We start from the raw sequence: 12,830 nt of genomic DNA, 5'->3' as shown, positions 1-12,830 counted from the left end.
GCCGCTCTATTTGCATAGAACGGCCTGTTTTTTATTTTTTCGCACCGGGCGAAAGATAAACACACACCGACTCCCCCAGATTCTGATGTTCACACCCGGGTATTGCCCGGCTGTAATGGGCAATAAAGCGGATGACGCTGTCGCCGCTGTTTAGCCCCACATTTCCTTTTCGCAGCAATTCTGCTGGCTGATCGTCGGTGAAAACGTTAGGGGTGAACAGTTTTGCGCCTAATCGTTCAAAAGTGCCAGCACTAACGATAGAGGGTTGATAACCCTGAAGCTGCAACCAGCGGCGGGCATCATTACGTGACCAAACCTGCGCATCGTTTGCTCGCGCAAACACTTCGAGAAGCCAGCCATTCGAATTCTGATAAGGGCCGGAAAAAGGCCACGCAATCAGGTTATAGCGGGGACTGTGGAAGAGATTGAGTTTGATAGCACTATGTAAGAGCGTTTGTAATGCCGTCGCGATATCTGAACGCGGGCGCAAAACGGCAATGCTCTGATTCACCAGGTCATCAGCCAGAAACTCATACAGACCTTGTATATAGAGCGCTGATTCAGCGGTTCCGCAAGTATTCAGATTATGGTAAACCCGCCAGTCTCCGTTTGGCTGGCGCATGGCATAGCCAGCATGTGACCAGGTTAAATGTCGGCTCGACATATCTTGCCCCTGGCGAACCAGAATGACGACCGGATCGGGTTGACTGTTAAGCTGCTGTTTGAGTTGTAACGCCTGATCCATTGTCGCTGCGATGCTCTCCGGCGTGTTTGCTTTTTGGTGACAGTTAGCACTGTCTGCATAAGCGTTGAGCGAGATTGCGCTGAGCCACAGGGCAAACGCGAACCGCTTCATTTGGCCGGTACCGTCTGGTTGCTGGAAAGTCCTGCGTCGTCCTGATTTACCATATGGGCAAGGACCTTGCCCTCTTTTTTCAAATAAGCGCCGGTGCCTTCCTGCGTTTTTTCCAGAGTGACTTTATCACCTGCTTTGAGGTTGCCTTCTTTGACGACATTTAGAGGAACTTGCATTTTAATGTCTTTGTTATCGGGGGACTTAGTGGTTAACAGCGCGGTTTTTTGCTTTTTATTTTCGACAACAGATCCAATGCTCAGGTTGAGCGGCAGCAGTACGGGGGAGAGTATAATTCCGCTAACCAGTGCGGAACTGCCCACGCTGACAACCGCAGACGATGCCGCATACCAGCCAGTGGCAGACATTTCTTCGCTATAGCTGGCGTGGGAAAATGAGAAACAGATGACCGCGGCGGCGAATGTCATTTTATTCATATTGATTCCTTTTAATATGCGTTTTAAGTACCCATAGAAATAACACTAAAATACTTCCCGGCAACCACACCCACAGCAATTCTGAGAGAATGACCTGGTGTCCATACGGCGTGATGTAGCTTGAAAGCGCAAACGGCGCGACTTTAATCACCTGCCAGGGCGCAAAGAAACGTTCATCCGACCACGGCCACAGCCATCCGACGCCTTTACCACCCGTGGTTATCGAATCCAGCAGGCTGTGCGACAACAATGAAACGGTTAAAAACAGCCAGCAGCGCACCTGCCCCGCTCGAAACCATCGTCGTCCCGCGAGTACGCACAACAGGGGGAGGACGAATGCGAAAAGTAAAGAGTGGGTAAATCCGCGATGGCCGAACACGTTGCCGTAGGCGACGCCAAATTTAAAGGCCAGCACGTCGGCATCGGGGAGCATCGCCAGCACAACACCGGCAAACAGCAGGCGAGGAGGGATAACTTTCAGGCCTAAGCCTGCGCCAAGACACAGAGGAACGGCGGCGTGGGTGATAACGGTAGGCATAGCGATGGTTCACAGGGAAATAGCCATGCTAGCAGTTGGAACGCAGAGGATTAAGTGGATGATTATCTGAAAAGACAGCGTAATCAGGCCGGATAAGACGCTTTGCGTCGCTATCCGGCACTTGTATCAGGCCACGACGTTCACACTTTGGCCTTCAAAGCTAACGGTTTGCCCGGCGACAATTTTGCAGCGTTTACGCGTTTCAACCACGCCATCAACCTTCACCAACCCGTCGGCAATGGCGATTTTCGCCTGCGCGCCGCTTTCGCTCCAGCCTTCCAGCTTGAGCAGATCGCACAGCTCGACGTGCGGGTGCTTGCCTAAAGAGAATGTCGCCATGTTATTTTCCTTGTGGATCGTGATATTCAATGCACGCCTGCAGCGTGTTTTCGATAAGCGTGGCGACCGTCATCGGGCCGACGCCGCCCGGTACTGGCGTGATGTATGACGCGCGCGCCGCGGCTTCGTCAAACACGACGTCGCCAACGACCTTGCCATTTTCCAGACGGTTAATACCGACATCAATCACAATTGCGCCTTCTTTAATCCATTCGCCGGGAATAAAGCCCGGTTTACCTACGGCGACAATGAGCAAATCAGCATGCTCGACATGGTGACGCAGATCTTTGGTAAAGCGGTGCGTAACGGTAGTCGTACAGCCAGCCAGCAGCAGCTCCATGCTCATTGGGCGTCCAACGATATTGGACGCGCCAATGACCACCGCATTCAGGCCGTAGGTATCAATATTGTAACGCTCAAGCAGGGTCACAATACCGCGGGGCGTACAGGGACGCAGGCGCGGCGCACGCTGGCACAGACGACCGACATTATAAGGATGAAAACCGTCTACGTCTTTATCTGGCGCGATACGCTCCAGCACTTTAACGTTGTCGATGCCTGCCGGTAAAGGCAACTGCACCAGAATACCGTCGATCGTGTTATCTGCATTCAGAGTATCGATAAGCGCCAGCAGTTCGGCTTCGCTGGTGGTTTCTGGCAGGTCATAGGAGCGGGAGACGAATCCCACTTCGTCGCACGCTTTACGTTTGCTTGCGACATAAATCTGTGAGGCCGGATTGCTGCCGACCAGCACCACAGCCAGGCCGGGAGCGCGAAGACCTGCTGCGACGCGTGCCTGAACTTTTTGAGCAACCTCAGATCGCACCTGCTGCGCAATCGTTTTACCGTCAATAATCTTTGCTGCCATCAGAGAGAAGATTCCATCTGTTACTTCAAGTCAAAGGGGATAACGCTATTTTGTCAGAAGCGGGCCTCGCTGTCAGTTAACGTTTGTGTTTCCGATGCAAACGCGACGTCTCCCCCGTCCGTTGACGATACTGAGACGTGACCCGTAAGCGCGCCATGATTAACCAAAAAGAAACAATTCATCACCCTGGCTATGGTTACCGTAATCCCTCGCCGTTAATAGCATCAGGCGGCATAATGCGACATTTTATACAAAATAAGATTAGACCTTTCTTATATTCCAATAAGAATTAGCTTAGGTCATTAAAAGAGTTTGCGGCTGTTTTTTATTTAGCGAAATGTTTAATTTATTACCGTGACGAAATGTCATATTCGCAAAGATTAATTACTGCGTCTGATACTCAGGGGAGAAACAGAAAACTAATTAATCTGCGATATCTATCTTTACAGGATGCAGAGATAACTTTTCTGACATGCTATGTCGATAATAATTCAAACGGAGCCGACAGGATGCCGAAACCGGGTGTGTGTAATTCAAGGGAAATCCATGAAACATAAATTAATGACCTCTACTATTGCGAGTCTGATGTTTGTCGCTGGCGCAGCGGTTGCGGCTGATCCTACTCCGGTGAGCGTGAGTGGCGGTACTATTCATTTCGAAGGTAAACTGGTTAATGCAGCCTGTGCCGTTAGCACTAAATCCGCCGATCAAACGGTGACGCTGGGTCAATACCGTACCGCCAGCTTTACGGCGATTGGTAATACGACTGCGCAGGTGCCTTTCTCCATCGTCCTGAATGACTGCGATCCGAAAGTGGCGGCCACCGCTGCCGTGGCTTTCTCTGGTCAGGCAGATAACACCAACCCTAATTTGCTGGCTGTCTCCTCTGCGGACAATAGCACTACCGCAACCGGCGTCGGGATTGAGATTCTTGATAATACCTCCTCACCGTTGAAGCCGGACGGCGCGACCTTCTCGGCGAAGCAGGCGCTGGTTGAAGGCACCAATACGCTGCGTTTTACCGCACGCTATAAGGCAACCGCCGCCACGACGCCAGGCCAGGCTAATGCCGACGCCACCTTTATCATGAAATACGAATAATCCCGTCAGGGAACGCCAGGGAAGGGAGGCGCCTCAACGGAAGAGGCTATCGGGGATAAATAGAGAACATAGCAGATGATAAGGAAAGGCGCGGCGCTAGCGGGGCTTGTTTTGATGTCGCCCGTCATTGCGCAGCCGGTAATGGTGGAGAGCGGGCGTGTTCACCTGCGCGGACAACTGGTCAATGGCGGCTGCGCTGTCGCCACAGAAAGCCAGAATTTGCGCGTATTGATGGGACAGTACCGCACGAATGCGTTTACCGGTCCTGGCAGCTTCGCTCCCGTCAGCGTTCCATTTTCGTTACGGTTAATCTCCTGTAGCGCGGAGGTCTGGCGTCATGTCGGCATTGCGTTTGCTGGCGTTACGCCTGCGGAAGATCCCCATGTTTTTCTGGCCAGCGGCGAAGGTATCGGTAATGCCGGAATCGGCCTGGCGTTATTTGATGACCAGCAGCGGCAAATCATCCCTAACACATTACCGCTTCATTACGCGCCCATTTTAACGTCAGAAATGACTTTGCATTTTACCGCCCGCTATCGGGCAATTTCAGAAAATATGACGCCGGGACGAATTCATTCAGAAGTGTGGTTTACGCTGGTTTACCCATGAATTTTCTTGCCGACGTGACTCAATGCAAAAGGTATTTTTTACCATGCTGAATAGTATAAAAGTAGGCTTTATTGTTCTTCTCACGTTATTTACTTCGCTGAACGTACAGGCGGCGGGGGGGATTGCATTAGGCGCCACGCGAGTTATTTATCCCTCGGCGGCGAAGCAGACTTCTCTGGCAATCAGTAATAGCGATACTCAAGAACGTTACCTCGTCAATTCATGGATCGAAAATAACGCTGGGCAGAAAGAAAAAACGTTTATCGTTACGCCGCCTTTATTCGTCAGCGAGCCCAAAAGTGAAAACACGCTGCGTATTATCTACGCCGGGCAACCGCTACCCGGGGATCGGGAGTCGTTATTCTGGATGAACGTGAAAGCCATCCCGTCGGTCGATAAAAGTCATATTGAAGGAAAAAACGTTCTGCAACTGGCGATTCTGTCGCGCATCAAACTGTTCGTGCGTCCGGCGAATTTGCCGCAGACGCCGGAAGACGCGCCGACCTTGCTGAAATTTTCCCGTGTCGGCAACCATCTCAAGATAACCAACCCATCTGCTTATTACCTCACGCTGGTCAATATCAGCGTGGGCGCGAAAAAGATTGATAACGTGATGATCGCGCCAAAAAGCGACATGCAAATTCCCTTACCGACTGGCGCGCAGGGCAACGTGACATTTCAGTCCGTCAATGATTACGGCGCATTGACGTCGGCGACAACGGCCAGTCTCGGTTAAGCAGAGAGCGTGAAGCCACACGAGAACACGATGAAGAAGACAACCTGGTTTGCAGGGCGATTTCCCGGCTATGTATCACCGTTAAGCAGCGTGGCGCTGTCGGTGCTGGTGGCGCTGTGTCCGCTGACGAGCCGCGGCGAAAGTTATTTCAACCCTGCGTTTTTGTCGGCGGATACCGCGTCCGTGGCGGATTTATCTCGCTTTGAAAAAGGTAATCATCAGCCGCCTGGTATTTACCGGGTGGATATCTGGCGTAACGACGAATTCGTAGCGACGCAGGATATTCGTTTTGAGGCGGGCGCCGTGGGCACCGGCGATAAATCCGGCGGCCTGATGCCTTGTTTTACACCGGAGTGGATTAAACGGCTGGGCGTGAATACCGCGGCGTTCCCTGTCTCAGATAAAGGCGTCGATACCACGTGTATTCACCTTCCTGAGAAAATCCCGGGCGCGGAGGTCGCGTTCGATTTCGCGTCGATGCGCTTAAACATTAGCTTGCCGCAGGCGTCATTGCTCAACAGCGCGCGTGGCTATATCCCGCCGGAAGAGTGGGATGAAGGGATACCCGCCGCACTCATTAATTACAGTTTTACCGGTAGCCGCGGAACAGACAGCGATAGCTATTTTTTGAGTCTGCTGAGTGGCTTGAACTATGGCCCCTGGCGGTTGCGTAATAACGGAGCCTGGAACTATTCGAAAGGGGACGGCTATCATTCGCAACGCTGGAACAACATTGGCACCTGGGTACAGCGCGCCATCATTCCGCTAAAAAGCGAACTGGTCATGGGGGACAGCAATACCGGGAACGATGTTTTCGACAGCGTCGGCTTTCGCGGAGCGCGGCTGTACTCTTCTGACAATATGTATCCCGATAGCCTGCAGGGCTACGCCCCCACGGTTAGAGGAATCGCCCGGACGGCGGCAAAGCTGACGATACGACAGAACGGGTATGTTATCTACCAAAGCTATGTGTCGCCGGGCGCGTTTGCGATTACCGATCTTAATCCTACCTCTTCCAGCGGCGACCTTGAGGTGACGGTAGATGAAAAAGACGGTAGCCAACAACGTTACACGGTGCCTTACTCTACCGTTCCGCTATTGCAGCGTGAGGGCAGGGTGAAGTATGACCTGGTGGCCGGGGATTTTCGCAGCGGCAATAGTCAGCAGTCTTCGCCATTCTTTTTCCAGGGAACGGTGATTGCCGGCCTGCCTGCGGGGCTGACGGCTTACGGCGGTACGCAACTTGCCGATCGTTACCGTGCCGTGGTGGTCGGGGCGGGGCGAAATTTGGGCGACTGGGGAGCCGTGTCGGTCGATGTCACACATGCGCGTAGCCAACTGGCAGATGACAGCACCCATCAGGGGCAATCGTTGCGTTTTCTGTACGCCAAATCGCTGAATAATTACGGGACTAATTTTCAATTGCTGGGTTACCGCTATTCCACGCGCGGATTTTACACCCTGGATGATGTGGCATACCGCAGTATGGAAGGGTACGACTACGAATACGATAGCGACGGACGCCGCCATAAAGTGCCGGTGGCGCAGAGCTACCACAATCTCCGCTACAGCAAAAAAGGCCGCTTTCAGGTCAATATTTCGCAAAATCTGGGGGATTACGGGTCACTGTATCTTTCCGGCAGTCAACAAAATTACTGGAATACGGCGGATACCAATACCTGGTATCAACTGGGATACGCCAGTGGATGGCAAGGCATAAGTTATTCGCTGTCATGGTCGTGGAACGAATCGGTGGGGATCTCAGGCGCCGACCGCATTCTGGCATTCAATATGTCCGTTCCGTTTAGCGTTCTGACCGGACGGCGTTATGCGCGCGACACTCTTCTTGATCGTACTTATGCCACGTTTAACGCCAACCGCAACCGCGACGGCGACAATAGCTGGCAGACCGGCGTGGGCGGCACGCAACCGGTAGCCTTTAGCCTAAAACTTGAAGGCTGCCCGCCGGGGTCGGCGTCTATAACGTTTTCCGGGACGCCAGCGCCCGGCACGGCATTACTGGCGCTTGCTGATACGGCAATGGCGCAAAAACTGGCGATTGAAATTCGCGATGGCGATCAACGTCGATTGCCGCTTGAACAGGCCAGCAAGGCCGTCGATATTGACAACAACGGCAATGCTACCCTGAAATTCTATGCGAACTATATCGCCTTAGCCGATGGCGTGCAGCCCGGACTTGCTAACGCGGATGCGACCTTCCTGATCAATTACAATTAGTGTCCGTTATTGTGGCTCCCGAACGATAATTCGCCGGGAGTACATTTACAATAATTCGTGTGATTTGGCGTAATCGATAAGCTCAACGATAGAGTGAAGGCCAAGTTTAGAAAATATATTGGCCTTATGCGCGCTGATAGTCTTGTTACTCAATAAAAGTTGCTCGGCAATTTCTTTGTTAGACATTCCATTGGCCAGATAGCGCAGCACGGTAACTTCGCGGTTAGATAGTGGCATATCATGGTGCCCACCTTTGGGGGTACGGGTATTACTGATGAAATTAAGCGTCTCAGATGGGAAAAAAGAATAGCCGGATAAAATCATTTTTACCGCATTATAAATATCATTGAGGTCTTTGCGTTTACTTACAAATCCGTTTGCGCCCGCTCTTATTGCTCTTCCGGCATAAAAAGCCTCTGATTTCGACGATAAAAAAAGTATCCGGGTATGTTCCTGGATAGATTTGATTCGTTTAAGTAAGGTAAAGCCGTCAGTGCCCGGTAATTCAATATCCAGAATGACAAGGTCAACAGGATAAGTGCGCAGATACTCTATCGCTGTTCGGCTATCATCCGTTTTCAGGATAACCTGAATATTGCTATTTTTACCGAGTAAAACTTCGATCGACATTCTTACAATAGGGTGTTCGTCCATAATGATAACAGATGCAGGTTTCATTGTTGTATGCCTCAGACTGTTATGCGTCCTTCGTTTTAGAATAAGCGTCAGACACCTTAAAGATTGTGAAATAGCCAGGTCTACGCACCACACAGTGGAGCAATAATAAAGAATGAGACCTCCCTGTTGACTGGCTATTTTGCGTAAGAGTAATAAATATGTGGAATATCCATTTTGCACCAACAAAAAAGAAATTTCTGATTAAGTAAAAACAATATGGATTATACCTGGTCTGATTTCTCGGAAAAGTCTTGCGAAATGCGAATTATGGATAGCGGGTAGGATGTTCTGTGGCGTTATAGAAAATTTGTCCGTGGTGGAGCTATTTTCTTTAGAGTTGACATTGAGTAGTTTAAACTGTTGTTTTTAAGTATAAAAATAATATGAAAGACTAATTGTTTAGTATTTGTTATGTAATAACAGAAAGATGTTGACGCTGGAGACCTCAAAAAACGAGGAGGGACAGGGGGCGATGTAAGAAAAAAATTTTTATCGCTTACCAGGACGAGTTGTAAATATTAATTTTATGTGAAATATTTACATTTAATGGAAGTGAAAATAAGTAATTTCTTAAAAAATCTTATTCACCAAAACGTTACTCCGTTAAAAAATATCGTGGAAAGTAACGTTTAGCTGCTGGAGCAGCCGAAGAAAGCTTTGCCTGTGGGGAAGGTTAAGGAGGGTGATAAGTTGTTTAAGCCGGTAAACTACACGATGATAAGGTACGCTTTGCTGACGTGCTATTTCTTTTAAAGAGGCACCTTGCGCTAAAGTTTCAATCATCAACCAGTCAGTACGGCTAAAGCTTTCCGATAAGCGAGGTTTGGCGGCTGATAACAAGGCTTCGCGTACAGAGGCCAGATTTTGTCGTCGCGACAGGACAAAAAAACGCCCAGCCATACGGATAAACTGAGCTATAGCGGGGGTTTTATCTGATACCAGCAGGTAAAACTGGATATCGCTTTGTTGCCAACTGAGCGCGCGTAGCTGGTTAAGCGCCTCAATACAGGAGACAGGTAGCGTCTCCATATCTACAATCAGTTGTCTGAGCGACCCCTTTTCAATCCACAAAGAAATGTCATCTAATGAGCGGAATGCAGCGGTACGTTTTCCGGAAAATAAGTAGTGACTCAGCGAATAGCCGAGGTAGTTGTCAGTTGTAATTATTGCCTGAGAAATGATACCAACCGGCAAGGCATAATTGAGCTGTTGGTTCAGTAACTCAAGGCGATCAAATATCTGCGGCGTTGGAGAGTGATAACGGCAGGCGCAGTCTTTAGCATTTCTTAAACGGCGGTGTTTTTCCCTGCGTGGTACGCTGCGCATCCTGCTTTTTCCATTGTTCTAATATATATCTGGTAATATGGCTGGCCATAAATAACCTTGTTCCATCGTTGCACCAGCGTAAAAAGCAATGCTTCGTTGCTCTGATGTTTCAATGCCTTCCATCAGCATTAACTGCTGAAAAAAAAACTTCGCTATCATGTTCTGACGGAAGTTGCGTCAGGACCTCATAGCCGATTAATTGCGCAGTTGAGAGATTAACGATTGGCTCAGATTTTAACAATTCGCTGTTGAGATATGAATGACGTGTGGGCGAAGACGCCAGGTGTGGGGGATTTATCCTTTCCTTTAATAAAGTACCCTGTGCCACCAAACACTCCTCCAGGCATTTATGATGCAGCCATATATTTTCGACCCCTGAATCTATCAGGATATTATGGGCATCATTGTGGCAGCGTTAAAAAAATGCCTGTAGGTATCGTTACTTAATTATTGGTGAGATATTTCGTAAGCCTTGTAAAAAGTTAAGTGAGTTTACTTACTGAGTAAGAAATGAAGGTTAACTCTAATATATTTTAAAAACTGCTGCTCCGTTTTAATATGTAATTTTCGCATAATGCTCCGGCGGAGTGACTTTGTCTGCTCTTCAGAAAGTGAAAGTAAAGCGGCCGTTTCGCTTAAATGATAACCGCTGGCGATCAGTTTTAACAGGTGACGTTCTGTTACTGAAAAATGACGAGTCGTGCAGTAGTGGCAAATGCTAGAAGGGACGCTATGTCGAAGCGCTCGTTTATGTAAGATCAATATCATTTTCCGGGTAATTTCTTCAACATCATCTTCCCGATAAATATGCGGCAGCATATACAGACATGGTCTGAACATGAGCTTTTCTTTATCGCATTTATTACAAATAATCACCCGTAGCTGATGTTGGGTATGCATAGGTATCTGGTAATAGCCTGCGCTGAACCAATCATCATCCAGGGCTAGGAAAGCGATATCGGCATTATCTATCTCTTCTGGCGGCAGAAAGTCAATTTTCTGCTGCCATTGATTCGCCAGACGCGTCATGATGATTTTCAAACCATGCTCAAAGTGACTGTTTTGTTCCTTAATAGCGATACTCAGCATAAAAAATATCCTACACGGCAGGTGAATCATGGTGAAATATTAAAGAAACTTATTGATTTTCTAAATACCGGCGGCCTTAATTCCCACTTTATGTGTGCTGAGATGTGTCCAGGCGATTTCCTGGAACCTGGCATTGCGCCAGAAAAGACGATATTCGTACACTTAGTCAGCAACCAGAACAAAAGCCATTGACTCAGGAGTGCCTGACCGTATAATTCTCGCGTTTCGTCTACACGAAGTCTTCACTTCACAAGGCGCCCTTAGCTCAGTTGGATAGAGCAACGGCCTTCTAAGCCGTGGGTCGCAGGTTCGAATCCTGCAGGGCGCGCCATTATATATCAACTGGTTATGCCTCTTTAATTCCCTCCTTATTTTCCATATGGGACATATTTGGGACATCATCACTGAAAATCGAGTCAATTTGCTTCGCGTGTTCCGTTAAATGGTTCGGCGCAAGGTGAGCATATCTGTGAACCATTTCAATAGATTTCCATCCCCCATTTCCTAAAGCACTGACAGTGGAACTCCTGATTGAATTAACCAGCTTGCCCATGTGTGCCTAAGGCCGTGAAAGCGAAAGTCTTCTATTTTTATTTTCGCCCAGTCACATACCCGGCTGCGCTTTCTGGCCTTCGGTGTTGATACCCAGCGCGAGGAAGACGGCTTTGTTTATGATGCTGTGACTTTGGATATCAATGTGAGCGACACATCGGCGTCGTACATTTCTTTGAAGGTGGCGGAGATTTCGCGCGTGACCATGCCTTTGACATACAGCGATAAAATCTGGCTGTCCATCTGTGTGGGCCGCGTCTGGTTCTTCTTAATCAACTGAGGTTTGAAGGTGTTTTCACGGTCACGCGGCGTGTTCAGTTCAATCTCGCCATCACCGCAATTTACCTGTCCTCGTTATCGGAATGAATATATCAAAAACAGGCAGATACACAATTTAAATTACAGTCTCTCAACAAAACGTAGATGCACCTTGTTTTATTTTTCTTTCTCTTCTACAGGGCCAATGAAACGCGTCTCCAATCGACAGACATTATTGGAAACCCCGTCAAAGTTGCCCCCTTGAGTTCCTGTTGCCAGCGGCATGAAGAAAATCCCGTTATATCCACCAAACGTGCGCACATTATCAGCATTGCAATTCTGTGTGGAACTGGAGTAAATGGCTGTAGTTTCGGTTAACTGGTAGATATCTAGGTTCTCGATAACCCCGCCGATGATTCTCACATCCGGCCACGTGATAGTCTCAATAGACAAAAATGATCAGGCAGTGATATCCGTGCCTGTCTGTCGTAATATCGCATGACCGCCAATTTCGGAGATGCAACGGTGCACTAGAGAGATTTTTGATGAATAAGATTCCGCTACTGGCAAAATACATTTTTTTACGCTTTCTGTAGCCTCAATATACTGCTTATTATCAAATGTACTCCCGGCATTCGGCATGGCGCCAAATTTAGTCGCATCTCATGGGCCGATGATACATTTCTACGCATAGGTAGAGTCTACTACAATAGTGTCTCTCTCATCTGTTAATTCGGTTTTATCTACACCCTGAAAAACGCCAGCGACATTCCTCTGATGATCTGCATGCCAGCAGCGCATAATCCCCAGTAGAGAGTGGGATAAAAAAGAAACCAAAACAAGTATAACCAATTGATTTTAAAGTTATTAATATGCTGGATTAGAGCCTGAGTCCACGGCTTAGAAGTTTCTGTAACCGCCGTTTAAGCCAACAAGTTATCCTGTCATCAATGCGAACACACGACCTACCTTCGAGAAACATGCAAAGCTTTGTATGTCCCAAATCACCAGGTAATCATCAAACTCACTGTAATTCAAAGTATTTTCCAATATCAATCTATCTATTTTAACAATCAATTTAAGTAATTACTATATGTAAAAACTATTAAACAAATGATTATTGATCGTCTTTATCGATCAAAGCAATTTGTAGTGCTACACTCCAGACCTTTCCGAATCCGCTGATTTTCATAATGTTGAAGTTATTC

General features: G+C 48.4%; 12 protein-coding genes, 1 tRNA gene and 5 pseudogenes. 6 read left to right on the top strand and 12 right to left on the bottom strand.

All coding sequences use genetic code 11. The annotated features are described in order from the left end of the window. Nucleotides 1–31 precede the first annotated feature (31 nt). The 5 genes from ACLJRU_RS02805 to folD form a co-directional block, all read right to left on the bottom strand. Nucleotides 32–856 carry a DUF2145 domain-containing protein gene (locus ACLJRU_RS02805; protein ID WP_000819114.1) on the bottom strand — a complete coding sequence of 275 codons (825 nt, stop codon included), beginning with the start codon at nt 854–856 and terminating at the stop codon, nt 32–34. Next, nucleotides 853–1,290 (bottom strand): STM0539 family protein, encoded by a 438-nt coding sequence (locus ACLJRU_RS02800; RefSeq protein WP_001038574.1) that lies wholly within the window; start codon nt 1,288–1,290, stop codon nt 853–855. The genes ACLJRU_RS02805 and ACLJRU_RS02800 overlap by 4 nt, the downstream gene beginning before the upstream one ends. After that, the gene (locus ACLJRU_RS02795) at nt 1,283–1,828 is read right to left on the bottom strand and encodes a metal-dependent hydrolase (RefSeq protein WP_001143571.1); all 546 of its coding nucleotides are present in this window, start codon (nt 1,826–1,828) and stop codon (nt 1,283–1,285) included. The genes ACLJRU_RS02800 and ACLJRU_RS02795 overlap by 8 nt, the downstream gene beginning before the upstream one ends. A 126-nt stretch (nt 1,829–1,954) precedes the next feature. Continuing rightward, nucleotides 1,955–2,167, bottom strand: coding sequence for a ribosome-associated protein YbcJ (gene ybcJ, locus ACLJRU_RS02790; protein WP_000190281.1), 213 nt, complete (start codon nt 2,165–2,167; stop codon nt 1,955–1,957). Between the two features lies 1 nt (nt 2,168). Continuing rightward, complete coding sequence (folD, locus tag ACLJRU_RS02785) at nt 2,169–3,035, bottom strand: bifunctional methylenetetrahydrofolate dehydrogenase/methenyltetrahydrofolate cyclohydrolase FolD (RefSeq protein ID WP_000729165.1); 867 nt, start codon at nt 3,033–3,035, stop codon at nt 2,169–2,171. 546 nt (nt 3,036–3,581) lie between these two features. Here folD and fimA point away from each other — a divergent pair. The 5 genes and pseudogenes from fimA to sfmF form a co-directional block, all read left to right on the top strand. Continuing rightward, a complete protein-coding gene (gene fimA, locus ACLJRU_RS02780; RefSeq protein WP_000681033.1) occupies nt 3,582–4,136 on the top strand; it encodes a type 1 fimbrial protein subunit FimA in 555 nt (184 codons plus the stop codon). A gap of 75 nt (nt 4,137–4,211) precedes the next feature. Then, entirely contained in the window at nt 4,212–4,745 is a 534-nt protein-coding gene (gene fimI / locus ACLJRU_RS02775) for a type 1 fimbrial protein subunit FimI (protein ID WP_001539370.1), read from the top strand. 43 nt (nt 4,746–4,788) lie between these two features. Then, a complete protein-coding gene (gene fimC, locus ACLJRU_RS02770; RefSeq protein ID WP_000935025.1) occupies nt 4,789–5,481 on the top strand; it encodes a type 1 fimbria chaperone FimC in 693 nt (230 codons plus the stop codon). A gap of 30 nt (nt 5,482–5,511) precedes the next feature. Beyond that, nucleotides 5,512–7,411, top strand: a pseudogene (gene fimD, locus ACLJRU_RS02765) (outer membrane usher protein FimD); the annotation flags it as partial. Continuing rightward, a pseudogene (gene sfmF, locus ACLJRU_RS02760) lies at nt 7,402–7,719 on the top strand (fimbria assembly protein); the annotation flags it as partial. The pseudogenes fimD and sfmF, both read left to right, overlap by 10 nt. Nucleotides 7,720–7,764: 45 nt before the next feature. On the opposite strand, the gene fimZ reads toward sfmF, so the two are convergent. The 4 genes and pseudogenes from fimZ to fimW form a co-directional block, all read right to left on the bottom strand. Then, nucleotides 7,765–8,397 carry a fimbria biosynthesis transcriptional regulator FimZ gene (gene fimZ / locus ACLJRU_RS02755; RefSeq protein WP_023235536.1) on the bottom strand — a complete coding sequence of 211 codons (633 nt, stop codon included), beginning with the start codon at nt 8,395–8,397 and terminating at the stop codon, nt 7,765–7,767. A gap of 603 nt (nt 8,398–9,000) precedes the next feature. Continuing rightward, entirely contained in the window at nt 9,001–9,723 is a 723-nt protein-coding gene (gene fimY / locus ACLJRU_RS02750) for a fimbria biosynthesis regulator FimY (RefSeq protein ID WP_023235537.1), read from the bottom strand. Nucleotides 9,724–9,741: 18 nt separating this feature from the next. Continuing rightward, nucleotides 9,742–10,054, bottom strand: a pseudogene (locus ACLJRU_RS02745) (diguanylate cyclase). Between the two features lie 161 nt (nt 10,055–10,215). After that, a complete protein-coding gene (fimW, locus tag ACLJRU_RS02740; RefSeq protein ID WP_001539377.1) occupies nt 10,216–10,812 on the bottom strand; it encodes a fimbria biosynthesis transcriptional regulator FimW in 597 nt (198 codons plus the stop codon). Nucleotides 10,813–11,066: 254 nt separating this feature from the next. Between fimW and ACLJRU_RS02735 the strand changes: the two genes are divergently transcribed. After that, a tRNA-Arg gene (locus tag ACLJRU_RS02735) sits at nt 11,067–11,143 on the top strand. Nucleotides 11,144–11,158: 15 nt separating this feature from the next. Here the strand turns inward: ACLJRU_RS02735 and ACLJRU_RS02730 are convergent. The 3 genes and pseudogenes from ACLJRU_RS02730 to ACLJRU_RS02720 form a co-directional block, all read right to left on the bottom strand. Beyond that, nucleotides 11,159–11,451, bottom strand: a pseudogene (locus ACLJRU_RS02730) (tyrosine-type recombinase/integrase); the annotation flags it as partial. A 39-nt stretch (nt 11,452–11,490) separates the two neighbouring features. After that, nucleotides 11,491–11,709: pseudogene (locus ACLJRU_RS02725) on the bottom strand (transposase); the annotation flags it as partial. 90 nt (nt 11,710–11,799) lie between these two features. After that, nucleotides 11,800–12,075 carry a hypothetical protein gene (locus tag ACLJRU_RS02720; RefSeq protein ID WP_000021431.1) on the bottom strand — a complete coding sequence of 92 codons (276 nt, stop codon included), beginning with the start codon at nt 12,073–12,075 and terminating at the stop codon, nt 11,800–11,802. Between the last annotated feature and the right edge of the window lie 755 nt (nt 12,076–12,830).

The sequence above is a fragment of the Salmonella sp. SAL00653 genome (assembly GCF_046552515.1).
Taxonomy (GTDB): Bacteria; Pseudomonadota; Gammaproteobacteria; order Enterobacterales; family Enterobacteriaceae; genus Salmonella; species Salmonella enterica.
This window is presented reverse-complemented; position numbering and strand designations above follow the sequence as displayed.

Excerpts from the sequence above, each read along its gene's own strand:
- ACLJRU_RS02805 (WP_000819114.1), bottom strand. The coding sequence starts at position 856 with ATGAAGCGGTTCGCGTTTGCCCTGTGGCTCAGCGCAATCTCGCTCAAC.
- ACLJRU_RS02800 (WP_001038574.1), bottom strand. The coding sequence starts at position 1,290 with ATGAATAAAATGACATTCGCCGCCGCGGTCATCTGTTTCTCATTTTCC.
- ACLJRU_RS02795 (WP_001143571.1), bottom strand. The coding sequence starts at position 1,828 with ATGCCTACCGTTATCACCCACGCCGCCGTTCCTCTGTGTCTTGGCGCA.
- ybcJ (WP_000190281.1), bottom strand. The coding sequence starts at position 2,167 with ATGGCGACATTCTCTTTAGGCAAGCACCCGCACGTCGAGCTGTGCGAT.
- folD (WP_000729165.1), bottom strand. The coding sequence starts at position 3,035 with ATGGCAGCAAAGATTATTGACGGTAAAACGATTGCGCAGCAGGTGCGA.
- fimA (WP_000681033.1), top strand. The coding sequence starts at position 3,582 with ATGAAACATAAATTAATGACCTCTACTATTGCGAGTCTGATGTTTGTC.
- fimI (WP_001539370.1), top strand. The coding sequence starts at position 4,212 with ATGATAAGGAAAGGCGCGGCGCTAGCGGGGCTTGTTTTGATGTCGCCC.
- fimC (WP_000935025.1), top strand. The coding sequence starts at position 4,789 with ATGCTGAATAGTATAAAAGTAGGCTTTATTGTTCTTCTCACGTTATTT.
- fimZ (WP_023235536.1), bottom strand. The coding sequence starts at position 8,397 with ATGAAACCTGCATCTGTTATCATTATGGACGAACACCCTATTGTAAGA.
- fimY (WP_023235537.1), bottom strand. The coding sequence starts at position 9,723 with ATGCGCAGCGTACCACGCAGGGAAAAACACCGCCGTTTAAGAAATGCT.
- fimW (WP_001539377.1), bottom strand. The coding sequence starts at position 10,812 with ATGCTGAGTATCGCTATTAAGGAACAAAACAGTCACTTTGAGCATGGT.